Below are 26,686 nucleotides of genomic sequence, written 5' to 3'. Positions count from 1 at the left end.
GGGCGTTGACGCCGCGCGCGGCCCTCAGGCGAACGCCAGCGCCACCACCGCCAGGGCCATGACCCCCGTGGCCGCCCACCCCATCACGCGCAGCTTGCGGCCGATGACGTGGGCGCCCATGACGCCCTGGCGCGTGGCCAGCACCATCATCGCGGCCATGAAGGGCGCGGCCGTGACGCCGTTGAACACCGCGGCCCAGAACAGCTGCCGCACCGGGTCCAGCGGTGCGTAGCACAGCGCCACGCCGCCCAGCGTCGCCACGGCAATGACGGCGTAGAAGCCGCGCCCCTCGCCGCGTTCCAGCTTCAGGCTGAGGCTTTCCTCGCGCCAGCCCGCCACCTCGGCCACCGCGTAGGCTGCGGAGCCAGCCAGCACGGGCACCGCCAGCAGCCCGGTGCCGATGATGCCCAGGCTGAACAGCAATGCCGCGTGATCGCCGGCCACCGGCCGCAAGGCCTCCACGGCCTGAGCCGTGGTCTGGATGTCGTGCACGCCGGTCGCATGCAGCGTCGCAGCGGTGGACAGCATGATGCAGAAGGCGATGAGGTTGGAGAAGCCCATACCGATGTGGGTGTCCACCTTGATGCGGCGCAGATGGCGGCGCACGTCGGCCGGCTCGCAGGGGCGGCCGTGGCAGGCCTCGACCTCCTGGCCGGCCTGCCAGAAGAACAGGTAGGGGCTGATCGTCGTGCCGAACAGGGCCACGAGCATCAGCAGCGCGTCGCGGTTCCAGGTCAGTTGCGGCCGCAGCGTGCGCGCCAGCACCTCGCCCCAGTCGATCTGGATGACGAAAACCACGCCGACATAGGCCAGCAGCGCCAGCGTCAGCCATTTGAGCCAGCGCACATAGGTCTCGTAGGCCAGGAAGACCTGCATCAGCACACTGGCCACGCCGAACGCCATGGCATAGAACAGCACCGGGCCGCCCACCAGCATGTGCAGCGCGGCCGCCATTGCCGAGATGTCCGCGGCGATGTTCAGCGTGTTGGCCACCAGCAGCAGGCCGACGAGCGCGAGCAGCACCGGCCGCGGGAAGGCCTGCTTCATGTTGGCCGCCAGGCCCTGGCCCGTGACGTAGCCGATGCGCGCGCTGACGATCTGGATGGCCGTCATCAGCGGCAGCGTGAAGACCAGGCTCCACAGCATGCCGTAGCCGAACTGCGCGCCGGCCTGCGAGTAGGTGGCGATGCCACTGGGGTCGTCATCCGCGGCGCCGGTGATGAGGCCAGGGCCAAGCTGCTTCAGCGGGCGTGAGAGTCGGGCGAGGAAGGGCATGGTGCGCTGAGCCTAGGGGCGCACGGTGTGCGGGCCTGTCGGAGAGCGGTGATCCCCGCCGTCAGACGCCGCGACGCGGCAGCCGGCGGGTCTCGCCGATGGCCAGCGTGAAGAAGGTGTCCTCCGCGAGGCCGAGCGCGGCGCGCTGCCGGGTGAGCTGGCGCGGCGGCTCATCCAGCGACTCGTCGGTCAGCTCGAAGGTGCCCCAGTGCACGCCGAGTGACCGCTTGGCGCCGAGGTCGGCGTGGATCTTCAGCGCCTCTTCCACGTTGACGTGCTGGCTCTGCATGAACCAGCGCGGCTCATAGGCGCCGATGGGGATCAGCGCGATGTCGAAGCCGCCGTCCCGTTGCCGCTCGGCGAAGCGCCCACGGATGTCGGCGAAGTCGCGCGAGTAGCCGGTGTCGCCGGCGAAGAACAGCTGGCAGTCCGGCGCGAACGCGGCAAAGCCGCCCCACAGCGTCTTCATGCGGTCGTTCAAGCCGCGCGCCGACCAGTGCTGGGCCGGCACGAGCACGATGTCCACACCGGCCAGCGTGTGGCTCTGCCACCAGTCCAGCTCCACGACGCGCGCGATGCCGCGGGCCTGGAACCAGGCCTGCAGCCCCAGCGGCACGACGAAGATCGGGCTGCCACCGGGCTGGCGCGCGAGGGCGCGGCAGGACGCGAGGTCCAGATGGTCGTAGTGGTTGTGCGAGACCAGCACCGCGTCGATGTGCGGCAGCTCGGCCAGCGCGACGCCGGGCGGCTGCTCGCGCTTGGGGCCGGCAAAGGACAGCGGCGACGCACGCTCGGAAAAGATCGGGTCGGTCAGCAGGTTCAGCCCGCCGAACTGGGCCAGCACCGTGGCGTGGCCTATCCACGTGACGGCCGGCTGCTGCGTCGCGCCCGTGTTGGCGCGGATGAAGCCGAGGTCGGCCGGCTGCGTGGGAATGGCTTCGACGGGGCGCTTGGGCAGCCCCAGGCGCGAGGCGTTCCAGCGCCAGCGCAGCACGTCGGCCAGCGACTTGGGCTCGAAGTCGCCGTGGTTGTTCTGGAAGCCGCCCTCGCGGTGGTGGGGCGGGCGGCCGTTCACTTCGTGACGATGTCGCGGTGGAAGAACGCCATGCGGGCCAGCAGCTGGTTCTGCGTGCCGAAGGGCACGCCGGCGGCGTCCATGGCCAGCTGCAGGTTCTCGACCAGCGCGTTGAAGTCGGCCTTGGCGATGCCCAGGTGAGCGTGGGCATTCGTCATGCTGACGCCGTCATAGGTGCAGGGGCCGCCGGCGACGACGCAGAAGTAGTCGGCCAGCACCCGCTTCAGGTAGGTCATGTTGATGCCGTCGAAGAAGTGCGCGATGCGCGGGTCCTTCAACATGCGATCGTAGAAGTCGTTCGTGAAGCGCTGGATGGCTTCCTTGCCGCCGAGTTCCTGGTAGAGCCGGTCGTCCGCCGGCAGTGGCGCCGTGCCGGGCAGCGCGGTGCGCCCCTGGGCGGGCTGCGGCAGCGGCGGCTGGGCTGGCGCCAGCGGGGCCGCCAGCGCGAAGGCGAGCGCGGCGGCGAGCGAGGGGCGGCACTTCATCGGGCCAGTCTAGCGGCGGCCCGGGCGCGCCGGCGTCGCATGGCCACGGCTTTTCGTGCGCCGGTCACGCTGGCGCGCCGCTCTATCGCCCCCTCGCCACCCAAGGTCAAGCCGGCGCGGCATGATGCCGGCCCATGAATGGGGGCCGGGGTGGTTGGACGCGGAGGATGCTGGGCGGCGCGGGTGCGCTGCTGCTGTGCGCGCTCGCCTGCGGCGAACCCGCGCGCCCGCTGGTGCTGCTGGTCGAGACCAGCGCGCTGATGCCTCAGGCCCGCATCGAGGGTGACCAGGTCGTCGAAGGCCTGCATCTGGACCTGGGCCGCGCGCTGGGCCGCCGGCTGGGCCGCGAGGTGCTGGCCAAGCCCGTGCCGCGCAAGCGCCTGGCCGATGCGCTGCAACGCGGCGAGGGCGACCTGCTGTGCGACTACCAGAGCGACTGGCTGCCGGGCACCTTTGCCTGGAGCCGGCCCTTCCTGCCCGACCAGGCCTTGCTGATCAGCGCCGCGACGACGCCGGCACCGCCCGGCCTGACGTCGCTGGCCGGCCAGCCGGTGGGCACCGTGCGCGGCTATGTCTACCCGGAGATGGCCGACATGCTGCGCGCGGGCTTTGTGCGTGACGACGCGCCCGATGCCGTCGTCAACCTGCAAAAGCTCGAGCGCGGCCGCATCCAGCACGCGCTGACCGGCCGCCGCGTGCTGGAGTACCAGCAGCGCATCGGCCACTTCAAGCTGGCGCTGCACCCGCCGCTGGTCGTCTCCGAGGTGCTGGCGCAATGCGCGCTGTCGCCCAGCAGCCCGGTGGGCCTGGCCGCGCTCAACGGGGCCATCCAGGGGCTGGTGTCCGAAGGCGAGCTGACCCGGCTGCTGGCCCGCTACCGCTGAGTTCGGCAGGCGTCGAACAGCGCTGTCGCTGTTCTCGGCCCTGCCTCAACCCTCGGTGATGCGCTTGGCCAGATGGGCCAGCGCCTCTTCCACCTGATCCACCAGCACCAGGCACAAGTCGCCCGGCTGAAGGCGTGCCAGCGCGCGGTCGATGGCCGTGAACTCGCCGACGATCTCCTCGATGTGCCGGGTGCGCGAGGCGCCTTCCAGGCCCTGGCGCAGCAGCGCCACGACCTCGCCGGCCGCGCGGCCGCGCTGGCAGGCGTCTTCGTAGAGGATGACCTCGTCGAAGGCGGCGCCGAGGATCTCGGTCTGCACGCGGATGTCCTCGTCGCGGCGGTCGCCCGCGCCGCTGATGACGACGCTGCGCGTGTTGGCCGGCAGCGCGGCCACGGCACCGACCAGTGCCTTCATCGCGTCGCCGTTGTGGCCGTAGTCGGCGATCACGGTGGCGCCGCGGTAGTCCATCACGTTGAAGCGGCCCGGCGCGTTGTCGGCGTCGTTGGCAAAGCTGCCCACGCCGCGGCGGATGGTGTCCCAGTCCAGGCCCACGGCCCAGGCGGCGGCGACGGCGGCCATCGCGTTCTCGACCTGAAAGCCGATCAGGCCGCCGCGCGTCAGCGGGATGTCGCGCAGCGGGATGCTTTCGCGCCACACGCCTTGCGCGGCGACGAGTTGGTCGCCGTCCACGTAGACGCAGCGCTTGCCCTGCGCGCGGTGCGTGGCCATCAGCGGGTGGTGGCGGTCGGCCGCGAAGTAGATGACCTGGCCCGGGCAGACGGCGGCCATCTGCGCGGTCAGCGGGTCGGTGGCGTTCAGCACCGCGTAGCCGGTGGGCGCCACGTTCTGCACGATGACGCGCTTGACCAGCACCAGGTCCTCGGCCGTGTGCAGGAAGTTCATGCCGAGGTGGTCGCCCTCGCCGACGTTGGTGACCACGGCCACCTGGCAGCGGTCGAAGCCCAGGCCTTCGCGCAGGATGCCGCCGCGGGCCGTCTCCAGCACGGCGGCCTCCACGTCCGGGTGCATCAGCACGTTGCGTGCGCTCTTGGGACCGGAGCAGTCGCCGCTGTCGATCTGGCGGCCGTCCACGTAGACGCCGTCGGTGTTGGTCATGCCGACCTTCAGGCCGCAGCTGGCGAACAGGTGCGCGATCAGCCGCGTGACGGTGGTCTTGCCGTTGGTGCCGGTGACGGCGACAACGGGGATGCGGCCGTCCTCGGCCACGCCGCCAGCCTTGTGGCCGCTGCCGAACAGGTGGCCGACGATGCCCTCGCCGACGTTGCGGCCCTTGCCGTAGCTGGGGCTCAGGTGCATGCGCAGGCCGGGTGCGGCGTTGACCTCGACGATGCCGCCGCTGATTTCCTCGAGCGGCCGCATCACGTTCTCGGCGACCACGTCGACGCCGCAGACGTGCAGGCCCACCACCTGCGCCGCCGCAATCGCACGGGCAGCGACTTCGGGGTGCACGTCGTCCGTCACATCGGTGGCCGTGCCGCCGGTGGACAGGTTGGCGTTGTTGCGCAGGATGACGCGCTGGCCTTTCTCGGGCACGGACTCGGGGGCCAGGCCTTGCTGGGTGAGTCGCGCCACGGCGATGTCGTCGAAGCGGATCTTGGTCAGCGACGTCGCATGGCCGTCACCGCGGCGCGGGTCGGCGTTGACCTTGTCGACCAGTTGCTTGACCGTGTGCGTGCCGTCGCCGATGACGTGCGGCGGGTCGCGACGCGCGGCGGCGATCAGCTTGTCGCCGATGACCAGCAGCCGGTAGTCGGCGCCGGGCAGGAACTTCTCGACCATGACCGTGCCGATCTCGTCGGCCGCCTTGTAGGCCGCCTCGATGCCCTCGCGCGTCGTCACGTTGACGGTGACGCCCTTGCCCTGGTTGCCGTCCTGCGGCTTCACCACCACCGGCAGGCCGATCTCCTGCGCGGCGGCCCAGGCGTCATCGACCGAGTCCACCGGCCGGCCGGTGGGCACCGGCACGCCGGCGGCCTGCAGCAGGCGTTTGCACAAGTCCTTGTCCTGGGCGATGGATTCGCTGACCGCGCTGGTCGCGTCCACCTCGGCGGCCCAGATGCGGCGCTGCTTGGCGCCCCAGCCGAACTGCACCAGGCTGCCCTGCGTCAGGCGGCGGTAGGGGATGCCGCGCGCCAGTGCCGCGTTGACGATCGAGCCGGTCGAGGGGCCCAGGCGAATGTCCTCGTCCAGTTCGCGCAGCCGGGCCAGCGTCGCGTCGGCATCGAACTCGCCGCCGTTCAGCGCCGCCAGCACGAGCTTCAAAGCCTGCTCGAAGGCCAGGCGGCCGACGTCTTCCTCGCTGTACTCGATGACGATCTGGTAGGTGCCGGCCTCCGGCGTCACATGGGTCTGGCTGAAGGTGACCGGGCAGCCGGCCTGGGCCTGCAGCGCCAGGGTCGCCTGCTCCAGCACCTGGGCCAGCGAGGCGTCGCTGCGCAGCTCGCCGATGGTGGGGAAGAGCTGGCGCAGCCGGGGCTCGAAGCCGGGCAGGCGCTCGAGCGAGCGCTCGGCGTCCAGGCAATGCACAACGGCTTCGATGGCAGTGTGGCGGCTCCACATGTTCGGGCCGCGCAGCGCGCGGGTGCGGGAAACGTCCATGTTTTCTCTTTATGCCAGATGGAGTTCGGGGACGAAGGTGTCCAGGCCTGCGGCGATCAGCTCGGGCGAGATGCCCAGCGCCCAGGCGGCCGCGACGGCGGCGAGCAAGGTGGAGGCGTCGATGGCCTGGGCGCCGAAGCGGCGCAGCAAGGCCTCGATGTTGGCGCCGGGCGTCTCGGCCGGGCCTTGCGCCAGCACGGCGGCGCCGCCGCGCAGGAACACGGCACGGCCGCCGCGGTCGCGGTGGTGTTGCAGCGCTTCGAGGCTGCCGTCCTCGGCGTAGAAGACGACCTCGCCGTCGCTCAGCTCGGCCATGTCGACCAGGCGGGGGTGGGCGGCATTCAGCACGCTGGCGCCGTCGCTCAGCACCACGTCGATCTGTGTGCGCAGCACCTTGTAGAGCTGGTCCTCGTCGCGCACGTCGAAGTCGGCCAGTGCGGCGATGCCGTCCAGGTCCGTGACGACCCCGACCGCGGCGCGGTCATAGGCTAGGCCGTCGCGCAGGATGGAGGCCGGGTCGTTCTCGACGACCACGGCATTGACGCCGCGGTTCATCAGCAGCCGGTGCGCGGCGTCCCAACGGGCGCTGTTCTTCTTCTCGACGCGGCGCGTGCCCAGGAACAGGCCGTCGCGGCAGGCCAGGCCCACGTGGCGGCCGTTCAGGTGCAGCAGCCAGGCGACGAGGCGGGTGATCTGGTGGCCGCCGCGCGAGCCGGCCACGCCGACGATGGGGATGCGGCCGCTCTCGTCCTCGGCGAACAGGTGGTCGATGATGGCCTGGCCCACGGGCTGCGGCGCGCCGCCGGCGGGCTTCAGGTGCATCAGCAGGCCCGGGCCGGCGTTGACCTCGACGATGGCGCCGCCGGTCTCGCTGAGCGGCTTGGAGATGTCTTCGGTGACCAGGTCGACGCCGGCGATGTCCAGGCCGATGGTGCGCGCGGCCAGCGACACGGCGTGCGCCACTTCCGGGTGAACGTCGGGCGTGCAGTCGATGGCGACATTGCCGTTGCGCTGGATCAGCACGGCCTTGCCGGCCGCGGGCACGGCGTCGGGCGTCAGGCCCTGGCGCTGCAGGTCCAGCAGCACGACCGGGTCGTCGCCCAGCTGGATGCGGTTCAGCGGAAAGTCCTCGGTCAGGCCGCGGCGCGGGTCGGTGTTGATCTGGCTGTCCACCAGCTCGGCGACCGTCTGGCGGCCGTCGCCATGCACCCACGCGGCCTCGCCACGGGCGGCCGCGACGACCTGCCCGCCGACGACCAGCACGCGGTGCTCGTTGCCCTTGATGTAGCTCTCCACCAGCACGGACGAGCCTTCGGCATCGGCCAGCTTGAAGGCGGATTCGCAGTCGGCCTCGTTGGCGATGTCCAGCGTGACGCCGCGGCCGTGGTTGCCGTCGCTGGGCTTGATGACGACGGGCAGGCCCAGGTCTTGCGCAGCCGCCCAGGCCTCGGCGGCGCTCTTGACCTCCTGGCCCTCGGGCACCGGCACGCCGACGGCCTTCAACAGCGTCTTGGTCAGGTCCTTGTCGCCGGCGATGCCTTCGGCAATCGCGCTGGTCATGTCGGTCTCGGCCGTCCAGATGCGGCGCTGGCGCGCACCATGGCCCAGCTGCACGAGGTTGCCGTCGTTCAGGCGGATGTGCGGGATGCGGCGGTCCGTCGCGGCGGCGACGATGGCGGCCGTGGACGGGCCCAGGTAGCAGTCGTCCAGCTTGTCGCGCACGCGGGCCACGGCGGCGGCCACGTCGAAGGGCTGGTCGTTGATGACGGCCATGATCAAGGCATGGCCCTCGGCCAGCGCCGCGCGGGCGACCTGCTCGTCACGGGCGCGGAACACCATGCGGTAGACGCCGCGCTGGCTGGTCGAGCGCGTCTGGCCGAAGCCGGTGGGCATGCCGGACAGGTTCAGCAGCTCGATGACGATGTGCTCCAGCACATGGCCGCACCAGGTGCCCTCGCGCAGCCGCTCCAGGAAGCCGCCGCGCTCGCCGACGCCGCAGTGGTGCTCGATGAGGGCGGGCAGGGCGGTGGTCAGGCGGTCGTTGAAGCCGGGCAGCAGGTGGCTGGGGTGGTCCTCCAGCTCGCCGAGGTCCAGCCAGACTTCCAGCACCGGCCGGTAGGTCCACATGTTGGGCCCGCGCAGGTAATTGACGCGCAGCAGGCGGATGTCGTTCATCAGGCTCATGGAGCTATCGAGTGAGGGGTTGTGCAAGGCCTAAGCGCGTGGAATTGTGCGCCGAAGTCATGGCGGAGAATCGCGCCAGCCCGTAAGAGCCAGGAACACATGCAAGACATCCCTCGCGACGCAGCGCCACACCCCCACGCGGCCGCCCTTCAAGGGCGACTCACGGCTGACGAGAACGTGGTGGCCACGCTGGAGGTTGACCTGGACGCTGAAGGACGCTTCGCCCAGGGGCTGATTGCGCTGACGAATTCACGCCTGCTGGCCTTCGAGCCGACCAGTGGCGGCTGGCGCGAGCACCCGCTGGCGCCCGGCCAGAGCCTCAAGCTGAGCGACCACGGCGGGCTGGCCTTCATGGAGTTGTTCAGCCCGACCCAGCGGCTGGCGCGCTGGCGCTTCACGCTGGCGTGCAACCCGGCGGCGGTGCGCTTCGTGGACAGCTTTGAGCGCGAGGTGCGTCGCGTGGCCGGCCACGCCGCGCTGGTGGAGGTGGACGACGGCGGGGATTCAGCCTTCGACTTCGGTGACGCCAGCAAGCCGCCCAGCACCTGGGTGCTGCTGCGGCTGTGGCGCTTCGCCAAACCCTATCAGGGTCAGCTCTTGCTCGGCTTCACGCTGATGATGGGCGCGACCGGCGCGACGCTGGTGTCGCCCTACCTGACCATGCCGCTGATGGACAAGGTGCTGATCCCGTTCCAGAACGGCCAGTCCATCGACCCCCACCTCGTCACGCTGCTGCTGGCCGGCCTGTTCGGCGCGGCGCTGTTCTCCTGGGCGCTGGGCTGGGCCAAGACCTATCTGCTGTCGCTGGTGTCGGAGCGCATCGCGGCGGACCTGCGCACGGCCACCTTCGAGCATCTGCTGGGCCTGTCGCTGGAATACTTTGGTAACAAACGCACCGGCGATCTGATGTCGCGCATCGGCTCGGAGACGGACCGCATCTCGGTGTTCCTGAGCCTGCATGCGCTGGACTTCATCACCGACGTGCTGATGCTGGCGATGACCTCGGTGATCCTGTTCAGCATCCACCCCGGTCTGGCGCTGGCCACGCTGGTGCCGCTGCCCTTCATCGCCTGGTTGATCCACCTGGTGCGCGACCGGCTGCGCACCGGCTTTGAGAAGATCGACCGCGTCTGGGGCGAGATCACCAACGTGCTGGCCGACACCATCCCCGGCATCCGCGTCGTCAAGGCGTTTGCGCAGGAGCGGCGCGAGGCCTCGCGCTTTCGCGAGGCCAACCAGAAGAACCTGCAGGTGAATGACCGGCTCAACAAGACCTGGAGCCTGTTCACGCCCAGCGTCGCGCTGCTGACCGAGATGGGCCTGCTGGTGGTCTGGGGCGTGGGCATCTGGCTGATCGCACACCAGAGCATCACGGTGGGCACGCTGACCGCCTTCCTGGCCTACATCGGCCGCTTCTACGGGCGCCTGGATTCGATGAGCCGCATCGTCTCGGTCACGCAGAAGGCCGCGGCCGGCGCCAAGCGCATCTTCGACATCCTGGACCATGTCTCCAACGTGCCCGACCCGGTCAACCCGCTGCCGTTCGAGAACGTGACAGGCGCGATCTCCATGCAGGGGCTGGACTTCCGCTACGGCTCGCGCTCGGTCGTGCGCAACCTCAACCTGGACATCCGCCCCGGCGAGATGGTGGGCCTGGTGGGCCACAGCGGCTCGGGCAAGAGCACGCTGGTCAATCTGATCTGCCGCTTCTATGACGTGACCGAAGGCAGCATCAAGGTGGACGGCGTGGACCTGCGCCGCATCCGCGTGTCCGACTACCGGCGCCACATCGGCCTGGTGCTGCAGGAGCCCTTCCTGTTCTTCGGCACCATCGCCGAGAACATCGCCTACGGCAAGCCGGACGCGACCCGCGACGAAATCGTCGCTGCCGCCCGCGCCGCGCACGCGCACGAGTTCATCCTGCGCCTGCCGCACGGCTACGACAGCCTGGTCGGCGAGCGCGGCCAGGGCTTGTCCGGCGGCGAGCGCCAGCGCATCTCCATCGCCCGTGCGCTGCTGATCGATCCGGCCATCCTGATCCTCGACGAGGCGACGTCGGCCGTCGACACCGAGACCGAGAAGGAAATCCAGCGCGCGCTGGACAACCTGGTGAAGGGCCGCACGACGATCGCCATCGCCCACCGCCTCTCCACACTGCGCAAGGCCGACCGCCTCGTCGTCATGGACCGCGGCGAGATCGTCGAGTTGGGGCCGCATGACGAGCTGATCGCCAAGCAAGGCCACTACTGGCGGCTGTGGGAGGCGCAGGCCCGCCGCGTCGACCAGGAAGAGAACGACGACCAGGGTCTGATGGTCGTCGCCCCCAACCCCAGCGCCCACACCGTCGATGGCTGATACCACCCCAGACGAACGTGACCGCGAGCTGGCCGCCGCCGCTGCGGAACATGGCTTCGACCCGAGCGTCGAGATCCAGATCGGCGGCCGCTACACCTCCTTGGTGCGCGACGGCCGAACGCTCTATCTGAGCGGCCAGATTCCGCGCATCGGCGACCACGTGGCCATCACCGGCGTCGTCGGCGCCGAGGTGAGCATGGAGCGCGCGCGCCGCGCCGCAGGCGTCTGCGTGCTGCGTGCGCTGACGCTGCTGCGCCAGGAGCTGGGCAGCCTGTCGAAGCTGCAGGCCGTGCTGCGCATGACGGTCTACGTGCATTGCGGCGCCGACTTCACGCAGCACAGCGAAGTGGCCGACGGCGCCTCCGACCTGCTGTGGCGCGTGCTGGGCACGGCCGGCGCCCACACGCGCACGACCGTTGGCGTGCTGCAGCTGCCCAAGAACGCGGCCGTCGAGGTCGACCTGATCGCCACCGAAGCGGAGTCCTGACGATGTCTACCCTGCCATTCCGCGACCTGCACATCGACGCCCACGGCAAGCTGGTGCTGACCGACCTGAACGGCGACACGCATGTCGGCGTCACGCCCGTGCGCGCCCACCCGATCTCGGCGCCGGACGAAGGCCTGTCCCTGGTCGGCGTGCACGGCCATGAGTTGGCCTGGGTGGAGCGCCTGTCCGCCTTGCCTGACGGCCCGCGCCGGCTGCTGGAGGCCGAGCTGGCCGCGCGCGAGTTCCACCCGACGCTGCAGCGCCTGATCTCGGTCAACACCTTCTCAACGCCCAGCACCTGGCGCATCGCGACCGACCGCGGCGAGGTCGATTTCGTGCTGAAGAGCGAGGAAGACATCCGCCGGCTGGACGAAGGCCGGCTGCTGATCACGTCCAACCACGGCGTGCAGTTGCAGGTGCCGGACCGCTGGGCGCTGGACAAGCCGTCCAAGCGGCTGCTGGAGCGTTTCCTCTGACGCATGAAAAAGCCGCCTGACAAGGCGGCTCTTCAGTGAGTGGCGGGCTGGCTCAGCTGGCGTCGCCCATCTGCGACTGCAGGTAGTTCTGCTCGCCGACCTTGGTGACCAGTTCCAGCTGGGTTTCCAGGTGGTCGATGTGCTCCTCGGTGTCGTCCAGGATCTGCACGAACAGCTCGCGGGACACGTAGTCGCGCACCTGCTCGCAGTAGGCGACGGCTTCCTTCAGGTGGACGTGCGAGGCCTTTTCGATGATCAGGTCGCAGCTCATGGTCTCGACGGCGTTCTCGCCGATGTAGAGCTTGCCCAGGTCCTGCAGGTTGGGCAGGCCGTCCAGCGTCAGCACGCGCTCGATGAGCTTGTCGGCGTGCTTCATCTCCTCGATGGACTCGTCGTACTCGTGCTTGGCCATCTTCATCAGGCCCCAGTTCTTCAGCATGCGGGCATGCAGGAAGTACTGATTGATGGCGGTCAGCTCCAGCTTGAGCTGGGCGTTCAGGTGGACGATGACTTGGGCGTCGCCTTGCATGGGGAACTCCGAAAACGTGACATTGGACCGGAGTATCGGCAGTGAAAGCCCTTCAGCAAAACCGCTCTTTTTGCAAATGAGACCGATTCGCATTAGACTTCGCACCCATGATTGTCTGTGTCTGCCACCGCGTCTCCGATCGCGACATCGCGATTGCCGCCTCCAGCGGCTGCCCGAATTTCGAGGCCTTGCAGGATGACCTGCGCGTGGCCACGGCCTGCGGCGCCTGCCGGGACTGCGCTTGCGCCGTCTTCGAGGAAAGCCGCGTGGAAGGTGGTGCCGGTCGCGGTCGCGTGGTGGCGATCGCAGCCGCTCGCACGCTGCAGGCGGCCTGAGCCCCTACAATCCGCCCTTCGGTCGGCATTCGCTGACCGGCGCCCGTCCCGTCTGATCTTGAGTGTTGTGTTTTGCCGCAGCCGCTCGGGCTGCGGGCGAAACTGATCCAACAACATCAAGGAAATCTCATGAGCACCATGCAAACCGGTACCGTCAAGTGGTTCGACGACGGCAAGGGCTTCGGCTTCATCACGCCGGCCGACGGCAGCAAGGACCTGTTCGCCCACCACAGCGAAATCAAGAACGGCGGCGGTTTCCGCACGCTGGCTGAAGGCGCGCAAGTCGAGTTCGAAGTGAAGCAGGGCCCCAAGGGCCTGCAAGCTGCGAACATCCGCTCGCTGTAATTCCGTCACGGCTTCGGCCGTTGAGCAAGCCCGCGCTGTGCGCGGGCTTTGTGCTTTCTGGCCTTGCCCAACGACAATCGACGTCTTATGTCCGCATTGCCCCAACCGCCCAAGGCGCTGACCGCTTACCGCCCGTTCTGGGCCAAGCGCTTCGGCCCCGCGCCGTTCCTCCCGATGACCCGGGCGGAAATGGAGCAGCTCGGCTGGGATTCCTGCGACATCATCATCGTCACGGGCGACGCCTACGTCGACCACGCCAGCTTCGGCATGGCGGTCATCGGCCGCACGCTGGAGGCCCAGGGCTTTCGCGTCGGCATCATTGCCCAGCCGGACTGGCAATCGGCCGAGCCCTTCAAGGCGCTGGGCAAGCCCAACCTGTTCTTCGGCGTCGCGGCCGGCAACATGGATTCGATGATCAACCGCTACACGGCTGATCGAAAAATCCGCAGCGACGACGCCTACACGCCCGGCGGCGAGGGCGGCAAGCGCCCCGACCGCGCGACGCTGGTCTACACGCAGCGCTGCCAGGAAGCCTTCAAGGACGTGCCCGTCGTCATCGGCGGCATCGAGGCCTCGTTGCGCCGCATCGCCCACTACGACTACTGGCAGGACAAGGTCCGCCGCTCCATCCTGGTGGATGCCAAGGCGGACCTGCTCGTCTACGGCAACGCTGAGCGCGCCATCATCGAGATCGCCCACCGCCTGGCGCGCCGCGAGCCCATCGAAAGCCTGACCGACGTGCGCGGCACGGCCTTCATGCGCCGCACCGACGACCCGACGGCCGAAGGCTGGTTCGAGCTGGACTCCACCGAGGTGGACCGCCCGGGCCGCATCGACGAGCTGATCAGCCCGTACCAGATCGTCGACGACAAGGTCTGCGCGACCGAGGAGCCGGACGCGCCCAAGCCGATCACCATCCACAAGATCGGCCGGATCCAGATGCCGCCGCGCGACCACACGGTGGTGCGCCTGCCGGCTTACGAGACCGTCAAGAGCGACCCGGTGCTGTACGCCCACGCCAACCGCGTGCTGCACCTGGAGACCAATCCTGGCAACGCCCGTGCGCTGGTGCAGCGCCACGGCGAGCGCGACCTGTGGATCAACCCGCCGCCCATCCCGCTGTCGACGGCCGAGATGGACCACGTGTTCGACCTGCCCTACGCGCGCAGCCCGCACCCGAGCTATGCGGACGCGGCCGGCAGCCACGACGGCGCGACCAAGATCCCGGCCTGGGAAATGATCCGCTTCAGCGTGAACATCATGCGCGGCTGCTTCGGCGGCTGCACCTTCTGCTCGATCACCGAGCACGAGGGCCGCATCATCCAGAGCCGCAGCGAAGACTCCGTGATCCGCGAGATCGAGGAGATGCGCGACAAGGTCAAGGGCTTCACCGGCATCGTGTCGGACCTGGGCGGCCCCACGGCCAACATGTACCGCATCGGCTGCAAGTCGCCCGAGATCGAGGCTGCCTGCCGCAAGCCCAGCTGCGTCTACCCGGGCATTTGCCCGAACCTGAACACCAGCCACGATCCGCTCATCAAGATGTACCGCCGCGCGCGTGCGCTGCCGGGCGTTAAGAAGATCCTGATCGGCTCCGGCCTGCGCTACGACCTGGCCGTGCAGTCGCCTGAATACGTGAAGGAACTGGTCACGCACCACGTGGGTGGCTACCTGAAGATCGCGCCCGAGCACACCGAGGGCGGCCCGCTGTCCAAGATGATGAAGCCGGGCATCGGCACGTATGACCGCTTCAAGCAGATGTTCGAGGCGGCCAGCGCCGCGGCCGGCAAGAAGCAATACCTAATCCCCTATTTCATTGCCGCCCACCCCGGCACCAGCGACGAGGACATGATGAACCTCGCCGTCTGGCTGAAGAAGAACGGCTTCCGTGCCGACCAGGTGCAGACCTTCTACCCCAGCCCGATGGCGACGGCCACCGCGATGTACCACTCGGGCCTGAACCCGCTGAAGGGCATCAGCCGCGACGAGACGCGCGGCGAGAAGGTCGACATCGTCCGCGGCGAGCGCCGCCGCCGGCTGCACAAGGCCTTCCTGCGCTATCACGACGCCAACAACTGGCCGCTGCTGCGCGAGGCGCTCAAGACCATGGGCCGCGCCGACCTGATCGGCAACGGCAAGCACCACCTGATCCCGAGCTACCAGCCGCTGACCGATGGCAGCTACGACAGCGCGCGGCGCAAGAACTCCACCGGCGCCAAGCCGGCAGCAGCGGCGCCGATGAAGCCGGTCACGCCGCGCAAGGGCCAGCTCTTGACGCAGCACACCGGTCTGCCGCCTCGCGTCACCGGCTCGGCGCGTCCGGCGGGATCGCGTCCGGGCAAACCCGGTAAGCGTTGACGCGGACTGCGGGACATTTGCCCGCCGTTTTCGTGACACGCCGCGCGCGGATGCACTACGCTTGCAGCTCTTGACCGACGAGGCTGCCGCTGCCGTGGCCGCAGCCTGTGCCCGGAGCCCTCGCCCTCATGCAAGAAACGCCCGCCGTTGACGATGACCTGCTCGAACTGCTCGATGAACCCGAGCATGCCGAGCTTGACCATCGCCCGCAGAACAGGCCCTGGCGCATCCTCATCGTCGACGACGACGGTGACGTCCACAAGGCCACCGAGCTGGCCATGCAAGGCCTCACGGTCGAAGGCCAGCCACTGATCTTCCTGCACGCCAGCTCGGCTGCGCAAGCACGCCAGCTGCTGGCGAGCGAAGACGATCTTGCCGTCGTGCTGCTGGACGTCGTCATGGAGAGCGAGGACGCCGGCCTGCAGCTGGTGCGCCACATCCGCGACGAGTTGCGCCTGAACGCCGTGCGCATCGTGCTGCGCACCGGCCAGCCCGGCTATGCCCCCGAGATCGAGACGGTGCAGGCCTATGACATCAACGACTACAAGACCAAGTCCGAACTGACCCGCACGCGGCTGTACACGGTGCTGACCGCGGCCGTGCGTTCGTACCGCCAGATCTGCGCGCTGGAGGCCAACCGCCGCGGCCTGGAGATGATTGTCGAGAGCAGCACATCGCTGTCGCGCATGCGCGGCCTGTCGCGCTTTGCCGAAGGCGTCGTCACGCAGCTGTGCGCGCTGCTGGGCATCCTGCCCGAAGGCCTGGTCTGCGCCCAGGTGGGCGGCGAGACGGGCGACGAAGTCCGCATCGTCGCGGCCGCCGGCCAGTACAGCGGCCTCATCGACCGCCCGCTGGCCCAGGTCAAGATCACGGCGGTCCGCGACCGCCTGGAGCGTTGCCTTGAGCAGCAGGAGAATCTCTACGACGACGGCACGGTGCTGTACTTCGGCATGGGCCAGGGCCGCGCGATGGCCGCGCTGGTGGACGTCGGCCGCGAGCTCGACGAGCTGGACCAGCAGCTGCTGCGCGCCTTCTGCTCCAACATCGCCGTCGGCTTCGAGAACGTCGTGCTGTACAGCCAGCTGCTGGACCAGGCCTACAACGACCCGCTCTTGCGCCTGCCCAACCGCAACCGCTTCGTCGAGCTGCTCGACAAGAACCTGAAGGACCCCGCCGGTGTCACGCTCGCGCTGATCGACATCGACGACTTCTCCGACATCAACGACGCCTTCGGCCACCACTTCGGCGACCAGGTGCTGCAGGCCGTCGTGCATCGCATGAGCGAGATGCTGGGCCTGAACACGGCGATGGCCCGCGTCGGCGCCGACACCTTCGGCGTGCTCGGCGAACATGCCAAGGTCTGCCCCGAGAGCGTCAACTCGGTGTTCGCCGATCCCTTCATCGTCGCTGGCGAGCGCCTGCAGCTGTCGGCCACCACGGGCCTCGTGCGCCTGGGCGAATCCAAGGCCGTCGGCTCCGAGCTGCTGCTGGATGCCCAGATTGCGCTGAAGCGCGCCAAGCAGCAGCAGCGCGGTTCATCGCAGTACTTCTCGGCCGCCATGGGCAGCGACGCGCGTGAGCGCTTCAAGCTGCTCAAGGGCTTGCGCACCGGTTTCGAGGAGAGCCAGCTCTTCGTCGTCTACCAGCCGCAGGTCGACCTCGACAGCGGCCGTGTCATCGGCGCGGAGGCGCTGCTGCGCTGGAAGACGGTCGAAGGCCGCTTCATCCCGCCGGACCAGTTCATCCCGCTGGCCGAGCAGAGCGGCCTCATCATCCCCATCGGCGAGTTCGTCATGCGCACGGCCTGCTCGCAGCTGAAGAAGATGCAGGCCCTGGGCCACGCCGACTTCCGCATGGCCGTCAACGTGTCCATGGCGCAGTTCCGCCATCCCGGCTTCATCGACATGCTGGCCCGCGCGTTGGGCGACTGCAGCGTCGCCGGCCACAACATCGAGCTCGAGATCACCGAGTCCATGGCGATGGAAGACGCCGACCTCGTGCTGCGCGTGCTGGCCGAGATCAAGCGCCTGGGCTTCAGCGTCGCCATCGACGACTTCGGCACGGGCTTCTCGTCTTTGAGCCAGCTGCGCCAGCTGCAGGTGGACCGCCTGAAGATCGACCGCGCCTTTGTGCAGGAGGCGCAGTCCTCGTCCGCCGGCTCGACGATCGCGCAGATGGTCGTCAACCTGGGCCGCGGCCTGGGCCTGACGGTCATCGCCGAAGGCATCGAGACCGAGGAGCAGCGCCAGTACCTGATCGGGCTGGGCTGCCACGAAGGCCAGGGCTGGCTGTTCGCCAAGCCCATGCCGGCCGACCAACTCGAAGCCTGGATGAAGCGCGACTGAGCCCTCAGGCGCCGGGCAGCACCACCACGTTGCCGACCTGCCGGCCGGCTTCCACCATCTCGTGCGCGGCGGCCGTGTCCGCCAGGCTGAAGCGGGCGGCGATCCTCACGTCCAGCCCGCCTGCCAGCGCGGCATGCACGCCCGCAATGCCTGCCGCGAGCCGCTGCGGGCTCAGCTCGTAGACGATGAAGAAGCGCAGCGTCAGGCCGTGGATGAGGTAGTCCACCTGGGGCAGCACGGCCTGCCAGTCGTCCGAGCCATAGACCGTGACGCGGCCGCCCCGGCGCACGACCCGCGTGTAGCTGGCCGCGTTGGCCGACAGGTTGACCTCGACGACGCGGTCCACGCCGCGCCCGCCCGTCAGCTCGGCCACGCGGGCGGCGACGTCGTCCTGCCGGTAGTCGACGGTGGCAGCCGCGCCGGCGGCCAGCGCCAGCTGGGCCTTCTGTGCCGAGCTGACGCTGGCGATCACTCGCTTGCCGGCTTGCGCCGCGAACTGCACCGCCAGGTGGCCGACCGCGCCCGCGCCGCCCTGGATCAGCAGCGTCTCGCCGTCCGTCGCGCCCTCGCCGTGCACGGCCTCCCAGGCCGTCAACGCCGGGATGCCCAGGCAGGCCGCGGTCTCGAAGCTGACGCCTTCGGGCAGCGGCACGGCCAGCCCGGCCGGCAGCACCACGGACTCGGCCGCCGTGCCGAAGGGCCGTTTCCATTGCGCGTTGAACAGCCACACGCGCTGGCCCAGCCGCCCGGCCGGCACGCCGTCGCCCACGGCCTCCACCACGCCGGCGCCGTCGCTGTGCGGCGTCACCTCGGGGTGGCGCATCTGCGGCGCACGTCTGGCCTTCACGTCCGACGGGTTCACGCCGGACGCATGCACGCGCACGCGCACCTCGCCCGGGCCGGGTGACGGCAGGGGCAGCGTCTGCAGGCGCAGCACCTCGCGGGCGGGGCCGGTGCGGTCGTAGCGGATCGCTCGCATCGTGGTCGGTTCTGAACTCATGGCGACTCCTCGCAAAAGGGCTGCAGCCTCCCACGCTGCACGGCCGCTGTGAAGTACGCACAATCTTCTGCCTCGGTATCACGGAGGACACCTTGGACGCCCTGCCTGACGAACTTGCGCCCTCCTGGCGCGCCTGCGCCGTGTCAACCACGCTGGAGGTCATCGGTGGCCGCTGGAAGGCCGTGATCCTCTTCCACCTGCTCGGCGGCATGCACCGCTTCAGCGAGCTGCAGCGCGAACTCGGTGGGGTGACGCAGCGTGTGCTGACGCTGCAGCTGCGCGAGCTGGAGGCCGACGGCATCATCACGCGCACCGTCCATGCCGAGGTGCCGCCGCGCGTGGAGTACCGGCTGACGACCTTTGGCCAGAGCCTCAGGCCCGTGCTGCTGAGCCTGCGCGACTGGGGTGAGCGACATCGCACCGAGGTTGCCACGTTGCGCGCCTAAACTGCGGCGGCTCCCGTTCCCGCGTCCGCCCAGGAGACCCCGCATGAGCCTTGCCAAGATCCTCGTCGCCCAAGGCGGCGGCCCCACCGCCGTCATCAACCAGAGCCTCGTCGGCGTCGTGCTCGAAGCGCGCCGCCAGGCCGGCGTGGGCAAGGTCTACGGCGCCCGCCACGGCGTGCGCGGCATCGTCAACGAAGACTTCGTCGACCTGACGCAGGAGACCAGCCACAACCTCGAACTGGTCGCCAACACGCCCGCGTCGGCGTTGGGCTCCACGCGCGACAAGCCCGACGCCGCCTACTGCCGCGAGATCTTCACGGTGCTGCAGGCGCACGGCATCACGCACTTCTTCTACATCGGTGGCAACGATTCGTCGGACACCGTGCGCATCGTCTCGGAGGAGGCCCAGGCGGCCGACTACCCGCTGCGCTGCATCCACATCCCCAAGACCATCGACAACGACTTGGTCGGCAACGATCACACGCCGGGCTATGCGTCCGCCGCGCGCTTCGTGGCGCAAGCCTTCGCCGGCGCCAACCTCGACAACGCGGCGCTGCCGGGCGTCTACGTGGGTGTCGTCATGGGCCGCCACGCCGGCTTCCTGACCGCGGCCGCAGCACTCGGCAAGAAGTTCGATGACGACGGCCCGCACCTGATCTACCTCCCCGAGCGCCACTTCGACACCGAGCAATTCCTGCGCGACGTGAAGGCCACGCACGACCGCTACGGCCGCTGCGTGATCGCCGTCAGCGAGGGCATCCACGATGCGTCCGGCACGCCCATGCTGTCCAAGCTCGCCGGTGACCTGGAGCGCGACGCGCATGGCAACGTGCAGCTCAGCGGCACCGGGGCGCTCGCCGACCTGCTGTGCGAGGAAATCAAGACCAAGCTGGGCATCAAGCGCGTGCGCGGCGACACCTTCGGCTACCTGCAGCGCAGCTTCCTCGGCTGCGTGTCCGACGTGGACCAGCGCGAGGCGCGGGAGGTCGGCGAGAAGGCCGTGCAGTACGCCTTCCACGGCGACCGCGACGGCTCGGTGGCCATCAAGCGCACCGGCTATTACGCGGTCGACTACGAACTGCTGCCGCTGTCCGCCGTGGCCGGCAAGACGCGCACGATGGAAGACCACTTCATCACCGCGGCCGGCACCGACGTGACCGACGCCTTCCGGCTCTACCTGCGCCCGCTGCTGGGCTCGGGCATGCCGGATGCGTTCAGGTTGAGGCCGAACCCGGTCGCCAAGGTGTTGAACAAGGGCTGAAGCCGGTTCAAGCTTCATCGGCTTGTGCGGCAGGCAACAAGCGCAGACACCAGGCGTCCGCCTTGAGCTGCAGCCAGCCGACCGCCATGATGCTGAGCACCCAGACCAGAAAGATGCGCAGCGCGCCCACCTTGCCATCGCTGAATACGGCCCAGGCAACTGCCACCGACAGCGGCGTCAGCGCGACGACATAGGTCCAGCGGTCAACCAGCACGAGGCTGTTCAGCATCGGCCGCACCAGCCAGCGCAGCGGTGTGGACTCGGGCAGCAGCAGCCTTTCCTCGTGCACCGCTGCGGCCGCCAGCATCCAGGCCGCGCCGATCAGCAGGCAACTCGACGCCGGCAACCATGCGCCCAGCGCCGTGACGGCCAGCCAGCCGATCAGCGGCGCCAGGCCCCCGGCCACGCCGGCGTGTTGCATGTCATCGGGCCAGGCCACCAGCAGCCCGGCGGCCGCAAAACCCGCGGCGGCGTAGCCATAGGCCCAGGGTGGCAGCAAGGACAGTGAGCCGCCGTTTGGGCTGGCCTCCGGCGTTGCGGCCAGGTAGCACAGGAAGGCTGCGAACAGCAGCCAGACCAGCGCGAGGGCCGGCTGATACGGACTGTGGCGACGCCATTTGAGCAGTGGCGGGATCAAGGCGGCCGGCAGCAGCATCATGCTGCCGGCAAACCAGCCAACCAGCATGACGGCGACCGTGCCGACCAGCCAACTCAGCCCGTAGCCGATGCCGATGAAGGCGTCGCCGGCCCAGGCGATGCCCGCCACCATGCAGGCCAGCGTCGCGATGCCCACGCGAAGCCACAAGCCGCGAAGCGCGGCCTCTTTCAGCCCATCCTGTGCGATGGTGTCCAGGCCGAGCCGGAGCAGCCGTTGCTCACCCAGCAGATGCTGGCCGCGGGCGAGCGTGGGCTGCAGCAGAAAGCACAGCAGCTGAATCCGCCACCAGAAGCCGCCCGTCTTGCGCAGCGCGTCCAGCCCCAGCAGTGGCGCGGCCAGCGTCCGCAGGCCTGGGTCGAGCACGAGCGGCCGCACGCGCGCATCGAGGGCGTCGTGCAGCGCATGGGCCAGCGCCGGGCCCAGTTGGCGCTCGGTGCGGAAGTCTTCCAGCCAACCGAAATGTGTGTTGACCGCCTTGAGGAAGGCATCCGGCAGGGCGGGCGTGTCCAGTACCCACTGCGCGAACGCCGCGGAGAACTCGGCTTGGCGGCTGAGAGCTTGTTGGTCCAGCTGCTGGTGCACCGTGGCCCAATGTCTCAGCAACGTGGCGTCGCCGCCATGGCGCCAGCACAGCGTCAATTCCTCGACGAGAGGGCCGGGTTCGATGCGGGGCTGGAGCGGCGACTCAGCGGGCGCCGGTGATGCCGCGGTGGGCATCTCAACGGAGGGCTCGGTGACGCGTTCATTGCTTGCCTCGGCCACTTCCTCCTGTTGCCACTTCAGCCACTGCTGCACTCGCTCATACGCGCCGCGCAGCGCCTGATACGCCTCGGCATCGTCATCCGGCCGCGTGATGCGCAGCTTCAGTGCATAGGCCTTCTTGATCGCCGCCAGCTCGGTGGTCGGTTCGATGCCCAGCAGGGCCCAATCCTGTTCCCACATGGCTCAGGCGGCGCTGGACGCCGCCAGGCGATCCAGCCAGCGCAGGCCGTGGGGCTCCAGCGCATTCTGCAGATGCGACAACGCGACGATGAGCACCGCCCAGAGCACCAGGATCGAGCTGGTGCCCAGCTTGAGGTCCAGCAGGAACAGCACGCCGGCCGTCAGGAAGGCCGGTGCGAGCGCGAGGGGCAGGCCCCAGCGGTCGCCGATGGCCAGCAGGTTCGCGACCGGGCGCACCAGCCACACCAGCCAGCCCAGGCCCCGCAATCGCTGCTCGTGCACGAGGGCGCCCACGATCAGCCAGAGCCAGCAGCCCAGCCATGTGGTGGCCAGGCCCGTGCGGCCTTGCATCACCTGCATCAGCCACGACTCGGTCAGGCCGCTCCACAAGTCCCGCAGGCTGCCTGCAATGCCCATCTGGATAATGAGGGTCAGCAACAGCACCTGGCCAGCGATGACGCGGCCGTGCATGACCGCCAGCGGCCAGGCGATGACGAGGCCCAGCAAGCCAAGCAGTTGCGGCGTCAGCACATCGACCCAGAACGCCCACCGCATAGTCTCGCGGTCGATGATGCCGATGGACTTGACGCCGTCGACGGGCGCTTTCATCGCGACATCCATCGCCGACGCCATCGCCCGGTCTGTCGCCGGGTGCTCGTGCGACAGCCAGACGGCCGCAGCCAGCAGCGCCAGGCCCAGCCAGGGCGTCCAGCTTTGCAGCCGCCAACGGTCCAGCCACATCCGGTAGCGGCTGTGCGCGCCGCGGGGGGCGAAGCCGCGCTCCAGGCAGGCACTCCCCAGGTAGGCCAAGCCCACGCCGGCCAGGCCGACGCCCAGCCAGCGCAGCAGCGACCAGGCCAGGGCTTCGTGCGTCGGCGCACGCGCCAGGCCCAGCAACAGCAGTGGCAGCACGCACAGCGCCAGCCGCAGCGCGAATGCGAAGTCAAAGGCCGCTTTCAGCTGCTGCTGCTCAGGCTGGCGCAGGCCGAGGCGGCGCAGGCTGCCCGCGCCCAGGCTGCGGTACAGCCGCTGCAGCCCGGGGCCGATGATGGCGGCGAGTGCCGGCGCGGCGGCCCCCCACCCGCGGTCCAGCACGCGATGCAGGTGCAGCAGCGGTCCGGCCTCGCGGCGCAACGCCGGTCCCGCGGTCTGGCCCACGAGCCGGCCGTCCAGGGCTTCGTGCAAGGCCTGCACGAGCGCGGTGCCGATCTGGCGTTCGGCGCGGAAATCATCCAGCCAGCCGAAATGCTGGTTCAGCGCCGACACGAAGGGGTCGGGCAGGGCAGGTTGGTCCAGCACCCACTGCGCGAACAGCGTGGCGCATTCCGCCTGGTTCGCCAGCGGCACCTCGTCCAGCTGCCGGTTGATGGCCGGCCAGGCCTCGGCGAGCGCGGCCCCGCCCTGTTCGCGCCAAAGCGCGTCGGTTGCGGCAACGAGCTGATTCAGGCTGCGCCCGGGTTGCAGGGGTTCCTCGGGCACTGCCGGCGGGTTGGCCGTGTCCGGCTCGCTGCCGGTGCCGACGACCGCAGCTTCGGCCGGCATGCCTGGGGGCGGGCTGTCCGTGGCGGCCTGCTGCTGCCACCGCAGCCACTGCTGCACCCGCTCGTAGGCCCCACGCAGCGCCTGGTAGGCCTCGGCGTCATCATCCGGCCGCGTGACGCGCAGCTTCAGCGCATAGGCCTTCTTGATCGCCGCCAGCTCGGTCGTCGGCTCAATGCCCAGCAGGGCCCAGTCCTGTTCCCACATGGCGGTCAGAACCGGAAGGTCGTGTCGATGCTGTCCAGCTGCTCCTTGAACTGCTGGCGCGCGCTTCGGATGGCGCGCGGGTCCTGGGTCTGCATGGCGGCCTCGAACTCCGCCAACCAGTCCTGCAGCATCACGCGGTCGTTGCCCAGGCGGTCTTCGAACAGGCGCTTGGCGCGTTCGATCTGGTAGCGGTTGTCCTGCTCGTCGCGCGGGTGGCGCTTCAAGGCCTGCAGGCGTTCGCGCGTCGCGGCGATCTCGGCGCTGGACAGCCGCGCGCCCTGGCTCTCGATGATGAGCTCATGGCGCTGGCCGCCGGGCATCTCGCGTGCCTCCACTTCCAGCAGGCCGTTGGCGTCGTAGGTGAAGCGCACCTCCACGCCCGCCTGGCCGGCCGGCGCGGGCGCGACGGCGATTTCCAGCTTGCCCAGGCTCAGGTTCTCCGAGCCCACGGGCGACTCGCCCTGGCGCACGTCGACGAGGATCTGGCGCTGCTGGTCGACCACCGTGTGGTAGCTCTCCACGCGCGACACCGGCACCGGCGTGTTGCGCTCGATGATGGGCGAGAAGCGGTCGTTGACGAAGCGGCCGTTGACGGTGCTGGCCGCGATGATGCCCAGCGAATACGGCATCACGTCGGTCAGCACGATGTCGTCCAGCGCCGCGTCGCGCGCCTTCAGGCCGGCCTGCACGGCCGCACCCATCGCGATGGCGAGGTCGGGGTCGAGGTTGCGCAGCGGCAGGCGCTGGAACAGCCGCGTGACCAGCTGGCGCACCATCGGCATGCGCGTGGCGCCGCCGACGAGGATGACCTCGGCCAGGCCACCAGGGTCCAGCTGGGCGTCGGCCAGCGCGCGTTCGATGGGGCGGCGCAGGCGTTGCAGCAGCTCCTGCGAGCCGGCCTCGAAGTCGGCGCGGCTCAGCGTCGTGGCCAGCGGCCGGTCACGCCAGACGGTGGTGATGTCCGCGCTGTCGCGCTCGCCGAGGTCGCGCTTGGCCTGCTCGGCCAGGCGCCACCAGGTCTCGCCTTCGAACCAGGCCTGGCGGTCGTCGGCGCTGAGCGCATCGCACTGCTTGGCGAACAGCTGCGCGATGACGCGGCTGAAGTCCTCACCGCCCAGACGCGTGTCGCCGGCGCTCGCGCGCACCTCCACGACGCCCTCGAAATACTCCAGCACCGACACGTCGAAGGTGCCGCCGCCCAGGTCGAAGATCAGGAAGCTGCTGTGCTCCGGCCGCTCTTGCAGGCCATAGGCCAGGCCGGCGGCGGTGGGCTCGTTGAGCAGGCGCTCGACCTTGAGGCCGGCGATCTCGCCCGCCGTGCGTGTGGCGCGGCGCTGGGCCTCGTTGAAATAGGCCGGCACGGTGATGACGGCCTCGGTGACGGGCTCGCCGAGGAAGGCCTCGGCGTCGGCCTTCAGCGTCTGCAGCACCAGCGCCGAAAGCTCCTCCGCGCGCAGCGTCTTCTCGTGCTTGCCGGTGCGCAGCGTCAGCGCCTTGTCGCTGCCCATCCAGCGCTTGAAGGCCAGCGCCGTGGATTGGGCGTGCAGGCCGGCGCGCTCGCGCGCGGCGAGGCCGACGAGGGTGTGGCCCTGCTCGTCCAGGCTGACGGCGGATGGCGTCAGGTAGTCCCCGTGGGCGTTGGGGATCAGCACCGGCGCGCCGTCGCGAAACACGGCCGCTGCGCTGTGCGTGGTGCCCAGGTCGATGCCCAGGATCATGTTGGAAACCTCCCGTGAAACGGGCGGTAGCGTAGCGGCTCGGCGGCCCTGTCCCGGTCAATGCCCCCTCGCTGCGGGGCTAGGAGCTTCCCGGAGAGGCGCCATCAGGGTTTGGGCTTGATCAGTTTCGGGTGCCATTCGTTGACGGACAGCAGCGCCGCCGAGCCGAAGTGCTTTTGCAGCTCGGCAACCATCTCGCCGTTGACGATGACGGGGTCGGTGTCCACGGCCTTGCGCGCCGCGTCCACGTCCGCCGTGGCGAAGATGAACAGGCCGCGCAGGCCGCCCACGCCGTCCAGCGGGCCCGCGTAGACCAGCAGGCCTTCCTTGGCCAGGCGCGTCATGTTGGCGAAATGGCCCTGGAACATCTCGTTGCGCGCGGGGCCGTCGGGCATGCGCTTGGGCCCGGTCTTCAGCAGCACGAAGACGTATGGGCGCAGGCCCTGGTCGTTGGCGCCCCAGGCCTGGGCCTTGGCGGCGTCATAGGTCGCGGGGGCCTCCTGGGCGTGGGCGGGCAGGGCGGCGAGCAAGGCGAATGTGCAGGCGGCGAGCTTGGCGAAACCTACGGTTTTCATGGTGTGGCGGCGCGGCAGTCGGGGTGCGAGGATTGAACCGCACCCCAGCTCCCCGGAGACCGCGATGAAACCCACCCCACCCGGCTGGCCGCGCCTGTCCTCGACGCTGTATTGCGAGAACGCGCGCCAGGCCATTGCCTGGTACCGGCAGGCATTTGGCTTCGAGGTCGAGATCGTCGTTGACGCGCCGGACGGCAGCGTCATGCACAGCGAGCTGCGCTATGGCGAAGCCATCGTCATGGTGGCCGAGGGCAGTGCCGCGCGCGAGATGCGTTTTGGCGTGCCGTGCCGCGCGCCGCAGGCCGCCGCCGGCGCCAACACGCAGAACCTGTTCCTCTATGTCGACGACGTCGACGCCCACTGCGCGCAGGCGCGGGCGGCGGGCGCGCGCGTGACCTTCGAGCTGACCGACAACGACTACGGCGCCGAGTACTGGGCCGACCGCAGCTACGGCTGCGTAGACCCGGACGGGCACCTGTGGTGGTTCAGCCAGCGGCTGCGCAACCCGCCCGCCTGACCCCCTGCCGAAAGCCACTTGCGGCGCGCAAACTCTTCTTCTACATTTGTAGTACGACAACTGTAGAAGAA

The 26,686-nt window shown here is 69.5% G+C and carries 22 protein-coding genes; 11 read left to right on the top strand and 11 right to left on the bottom strand.

Features of this window, described 5'->3' with window-relative positions; translation table 11 throughout:
• Positions 1 to 24: 24 nt before the first annotated feature.
• From AC1D29_RS22305 to AC1D29_RS22295, 3 genes are all read right to left on the bottom strand, one after another.
• Positions 25 to 1,275 (bottom strand): NRAMP family divalent metal transporter, encoded by a 1,251-nt coding sequence (locus tag AC1D29_RS22305; RefSeq protein ID WP_477901535.1) that lies wholly within the window; start codon positions 1,273 to 1,275, stop codon positions 25 to 27.
• A gap of 61 nt (positions 1,276 to 1,336) precedes the next feature.
• A complete protein-coding gene (locus AC1D29_RS22300; RefSeq protein WP_477901533.1) occupies positions 1,337 to 2,350 on the bottom strand; it encodes an MBL fold metallo-hydrolase in 1,014 nt (337 codons plus the stop codon).
• Positions 2,347 to 2,835, bottom strand: a complete 489-nt coding sequence (locus tag AC1D29_RS22295) for a group I truncated hemoglobin (RefSeq protein ID WP_477901531.1) — start codon at positions 2,833 to 2,835, stop codon at positions 2,347 to 2,349. The genes AC1D29_RS22300 and AC1D29_RS22295 overlap by 4 nt, the downstream gene beginning before the upstream one ends.
• A 167-nt stretch (positions 2,836 to 3,002) precedes the next feature.
• Here AC1D29_RS22295 and AC1D29_RS22290 point away from each other — a divergent pair, with 167 nt between their 5' ends.
• Entirely contained in the window at positions 3,003 to 3,719 is a 717-nt protein-coding gene (locus AC1D29_RS22290; RefSeq protein ID WP_477901529.1) for a substrate-binding periplasmic protein, read from the top strand.
• Between the two features lie 45 nt (positions 3,720 to 3,764).
• Here the strand turns inward: AC1D29_RS22290 and cphA are convergent, their stop codons facing one another.
• Positions 3,765 to 6,338, bottom strand: coding sequence for a cyanophycin synthetase (gene cphA / locus AC1D29_RS22285; RefSeq protein WP_477901527.1), 2,574 nt, complete (start codon positions 6,336 to 6,338; stop codon positions 3,765 to 3,767).
• 9 nt (positions 6,339 to 6,347) lie between these two features.
• Entirely contained in the window at positions 6,348 to 8,522 is a 2,175-nt protein-coding gene (locus tag AC1D29_RS22280) for a cyanophycin synthetase (protein ID WP_477901525.1), read from the bottom strand.
• Between the two features lie 99 nt (positions 8,523 to 8,621).
• Here AC1D29_RS22280 and AC1D29_RS22275 point away from each other — a divergent pair, with 99 nt between their 5' ends.
• Genes AC1D29_RS22275 through AC1D29_RS22265 form a run of 3 tightly spaced genes read left to right on the top strand, consistent with a single transcriptional unit; the run spans position 8,622 to position 11,840 of the window.
• Complete coding sequence (locus AC1D29_RS22275; protein WP_477901523.1) at positions 8,622 to 10,877, top strand: cyanophycin metabolism-associated ABC transporter; 2,256 nt, start codon at positions 8,622 to 8,624, stop codon at positions 10,875 to 10,877.
• Entirely contained in the window at positions 10,870 to 11,364 is a 495-nt protein-coding gene (locus tag AC1D29_RS22270) for a RidA family protein (RefSeq protein WP_477901521.1), read from the top strand. Before AC1D29_RS22275 ends, AC1D29_RS22270 begins: the two co-directional genes overlap by 8 nt.
• 2 nt (positions 11,365 to 11,366) lie before the next feature.
• Positions 11,367 to 11,840 (top strand): cyanophycin metabolism-associated DUF1854 family protein, encoded by a 474-nt coding sequence (locus tag AC1D29_RS22265; protein ID WP_477901519.1) that lies wholly within the window; start codon positions 11,367 to 11,369, stop codon positions 11,838 to 11,840.
• A 52-nt stretch (positions 11,841 to 11,892) separates the two neighbouring features.
• On the opposite strand, the gene bfr is transcribed toward AC1D29_RS22265, so the two are convergent.
• Complete coding sequence (bfr, locus tag AC1D29_RS22260; protein WP_477901517.1) at positions 11,893 to 12,369, bottom strand: bacterioferritin; 477 nt, start codon at positions 12,367 to 12,369, stop codon at positions 11,893 to 11,895.
• A 107-nt stretch (positions 12,370 to 12,476) separates the two neighbouring features.
• On the opposite strand from bfr, the gene AC1D29_RS22255 reads away from it, so the two are divergent.
• The 4 genes from AC1D29_RS22255 to AC1D29_RS22240 all read left to right on the top strand — a co-directional run bounded on the left by AC1D29_RS22255 (position 12,477) and on the right by AC1D29_RS22240 (position 17,752).
• The gene (locus AC1D29_RS22255) at positions 12,477 to 12,704 is read left to right on the top strand and encodes a (2Fe-2S)-binding protein (protein ID WP_477901515.1); all 228 of its coding nucleotides are present in this window, start codon (positions 12,477 to 12,479) and stop codon (positions 12,702 to 12,704) included.
• Between the two features lie 138 nt (positions 12,705 to 12,842).
• On the top strand, positions 12,843 to 13,049 hold the full coding sequence (locus AC1D29_RS22250) for a cold-shock protein (RefSeq protein WP_477901710.1): 207 nt from the start codon (positions 12,843 to 12,845) through the stop codon (positions 13,047 to 13,049).
• Positions 13,050 to 13,136: 87 nt separating this feature from the next.
• Positions 13,137 to 15,407: a YgiQ family radical SAM protein gene (locus tag AC1D29_RS22245; protein WP_477901513.1), complete on the top strand. Its 2,271-nt coding sequence runs from the start codon at positions 13,137 to 13,139 to the stop codon at positions 15,405 to 15,407.
• 128 nt (positions 15,408 to 15,535) lie between these two features.
• Complete coding sequence (locus AC1D29_RS22240; protein ID WP_477901511.1) at positions 15,536 to 17,752, top strand: putative bifunctional diguanylate cyclase/phosphodiesterase; 2,217 nt, start codon at positions 15,536 to 15,538, stop codon at positions 17,750 to 17,752.
• Positions 17,753 to 17,756: 4 nt separating this feature from the next.
• Here the strand turns inward: AC1D29_RS22240 and AC1D29_RS22235 are convergent, their stop codons facing one another.
• Complete coding sequence (locus AC1D29_RS22235; RefSeq protein ID WP_477901509.1) at positions 17,757 to 18,752, bottom strand: NADPH:quinone reductase; 996 nt, start codon at positions 18,750 to 18,752, stop codon at positions 17,757 to 17,759.
• A gap of 101 nt (positions 18,753 to 18,853) precedes the next feature.
• Here AC1D29_RS22235 and AC1D29_RS22230 point away from each other — a divergent pair, with 101 nt between their 5' ends.
• Together AC1D29_RS22230 and AC1D29_RS22225 are read left to right on the top strand one after the other, a co-directional pair.
• On the top strand, positions 18,854 to 19,198 hold the full coding sequence (locus AC1D29_RS22230; protein ID WP_477901708.1) for a winged helix-turn-helix transcriptional regulator: 345 nt from the start codon (positions 18,854 to 18,856) through the stop codon (positions 19,196 to 19,198).
• Positions 19,199 to 19,241: 43 nt separating this feature from the next.
• Entirely contained in the window at positions 19,242 to 20,459 is a 1,218-nt protein-coding gene (locus AC1D29_RS22225) for a 6-phosphofructokinase (protein WP_477901507.1), read from the top strand.
• Positions 20,460 to 20,466: 7 nt separating this feature from the next.
• Here the strand turns inward: AC1D29_RS22225 and AC1D29_RS22220 are convergent, their stop codons facing one another.
• From AC1D29_RS22220 to AC1D29_RS22205, 4 genes are all read right to left on the bottom strand, one after another.
• Positions 20,467 to 22,059 carry a hypothetical protein gene (locus tag AC1D29_RS22220; RefSeq protein ID WP_477901505.1) on the bottom strand — a complete coding sequence of 531 codons (1,593 nt, stop codon included), beginning with the start codon at positions 22,057 to 22,059 and terminating at the stop codon, positions 20,467 to 20,469.
• A gap of 3 nt (positions 22,060 to 22,062) precedes the next feature.
• Positions 22,063 to 23,805, bottom strand: coding sequence for a hypothetical protein (locus tag AC1D29_RS22215; RefSeq protein ID WP_477901503.1), 1,743 nt, complete (start codon positions 23,803 to 23,805; stop codon positions 22,063 to 22,065).
• Positions 23,806 to 23,810: 5 nt separating this feature from the next.
• Positions 23,811 to 25,523, bottom strand: a complete 1,713-nt coding sequence (locus AC1D29_RS22210) for an Hsp70 family protein (protein ID WP_477901501.1) — start codon at positions 25,521 to 25,523, stop codon at positions 23,811 to 23,813.
• 104 nt (positions 25,524 to 25,627) lie between these two features.
• Positions 25,628 to 26,098: a YciI family protein gene (locus tag AC1D29_RS22205; RefSeq protein WP_477901499.1), complete on the bottom strand. Its 471-nt coding sequence runs from the start codon at positions 26,096 to 26,098 to the stop codon at positions 25,628 to 25,630.
• A 64-nt stretch (positions 26,099 to 26,162) separates the two neighbouring features.
• On the opposite strand from AC1D29_RS22205, the gene AC1D29_RS22200 reads away from it, so the two are divergent.
• Entirely contained in the window at positions 26,163 to 26,615 is a 453-nt protein-coding gene (locus tag AC1D29_RS22200; RefSeq protein WP_477901497.1) for a VOC family protein, read from the top strand.
• Positions 26,616 to 26,686 lie beyond the last annotated feature (71 nt).

It is taken from the genome of Roseateles sp. P1_C6 (assembly GCF_056406315.1).
Note: the sequence above shows the minus strand (reverse complement) of the source record. Positions and strands in the feature narration are given on the sequence as shown.

What these genes read in the sequence shown, in the direction of transcription:
- AC1D29_RS22305 (WP_477901535.1), bottom strand. Translation starts at nt 1,275, where the DNA reads ATGCCCTTCCTCGCCCGACTCTCACGCCCGCTGAAGCAGCTTGGCCCT.
- AC1D29_RS22295 (WP_477901531.1), bottom strand. Translation starts at nt 2,835, where the DNA reads ATGAAGTGCCGCCCCTCGCTCGCCGCCGCGCTCGCCTTCGCGCTGGCG.
- AC1D29_RS22290 (WP_477901529.1), top strand. Translation starts at nt 3,003, where the DNA reads ATGCTGGGCGGCGCGGGTGCGCTGCTGCTGTGCGCGCTCGCCTGCGGC.
- cphA (WP_477901527.1), bottom strand. Translation starts at nt 6,338, where the DNA reads ATGGACGTTTCCCGCACCCGCGCGCTGCGCGGCCCGAACATGTGGAGC.
- AC1D29_RS22280 (WP_477901525.1), bottom strand. Translation starts at nt 8,522, where the DNA reads ATGAGCCTGATGAACGACATCCGCCTGCTGCGCGTCAATTACCTGCGC.
- AC1D29_RS22275 (WP_477901523.1), top strand. Translation starts at nt 8,622, where the DNA reads ATGCAAGACATCCCTCGCGACGCAGCGCCACACCCCCACGCGGCCGCC.
- AC1D29_RS22270 (WP_477901521.1), top strand. Translation starts at nt 10,870, where the DNA reads ATGGCTGATACCACCCCAGACGAACGTGACCGCGAGCTGGCCGCCGCC.
- AC1D29_RS22265 (WP_477901519.1), top strand. Translation starts at nt 11,367, where the DNA reads ATGTCTACCCTGCCATTCCGCGACCTGCACATCGACGCCCACGGCAAG.
- bfr (WP_477901517.1), bottom strand. Translation starts at nt 12,369, where the DNA reads ATGCAAGGCGACGCCCAAGTCATCGTCCACCTGAACGCCCAGCTCAAG.
- AC1D29_RS22255 (WP_477901515.1), top strand. Translation starts at nt 12,477, where the DNA reads ATGATTGTCTGTGTCTGCCACCGCGTCTCCGATCGCGACATCGCGATT.
- AC1D29_RS22250 (WP_477901710.1), top strand. Translation starts at nt 12,843, where the DNA reads ATGCAAACCGGTACCGTCAAGTGGTTCGACGACGGCAAGGGCTTCGGC.
- AC1D29_RS22245 (WP_477901513.1), top strand. Translation starts at nt 13,137, where the DNA reads ATGTCCGCATTGCCCCAACCGCCCAAGGCGCTGACCGCTTACCGCCCG.
- AC1D29_RS22240 (WP_477901511.1), top strand. Translation starts at nt 15,536, where the DNA reads ATGCAAGAAACGCCCGCCGTTGACGATGACCTGCTCGAACTGCTCGAT.
- AC1D29_RS22235 (WP_477901509.1), bottom strand. Translation starts at nt 18,752, where the DNA reads ATGAGTTCAGAACCGACCACGATGCGAGCGATCCGCTACGACCGCACC.
- AC1D29_RS22225 (WP_477901507.1), top strand. Translation starts at nt 19,242, where the DNA reads ATGAGCCTTGCCAAGATCCTCGTCGCCCAAGGCGGCGGCCCCACCGCC.
- AC1D29_RS22220 (WP_477901505.1), bottom strand. Translation starts at nt 22,059, where the DNA reads ATGTGGGAACAGGATTGGGCCCTGCTGGGCATCGAACCGACCACCGAG.
- AC1D29_RS22215 (WP_477901503.1), bottom strand. Translation starts at nt 23,805, where the DNA reads ATGTGGGAACAGGACTGGGCCCTGCTGGGCATTGAGCCGACGACCGAG.
- AC1D29_RS22210 (WP_477901501.1), bottom strand. Translation starts at nt 25,523, where the DNA reads ATGATCCTGGGCATCGACCTGGGCACCACGCACAGCGCAGCGGCCGTG.
- AC1D29_RS22205 (WP_477901499.1), bottom strand. Translation starts at nt 26,098, where the DNA reads ATGAAAACCGTAGGTTTCGCCAAGCTCGCCGCCTGCACATTCGCCTTG.
- AC1D29_RS22200 (WP_477901497.1), top strand. Translation starts at nt 26,163, where the DNA reads ATGAAACCCACCCCACCCGGCTGGCCGCGCCTGTCCTCGACGCTGTAT.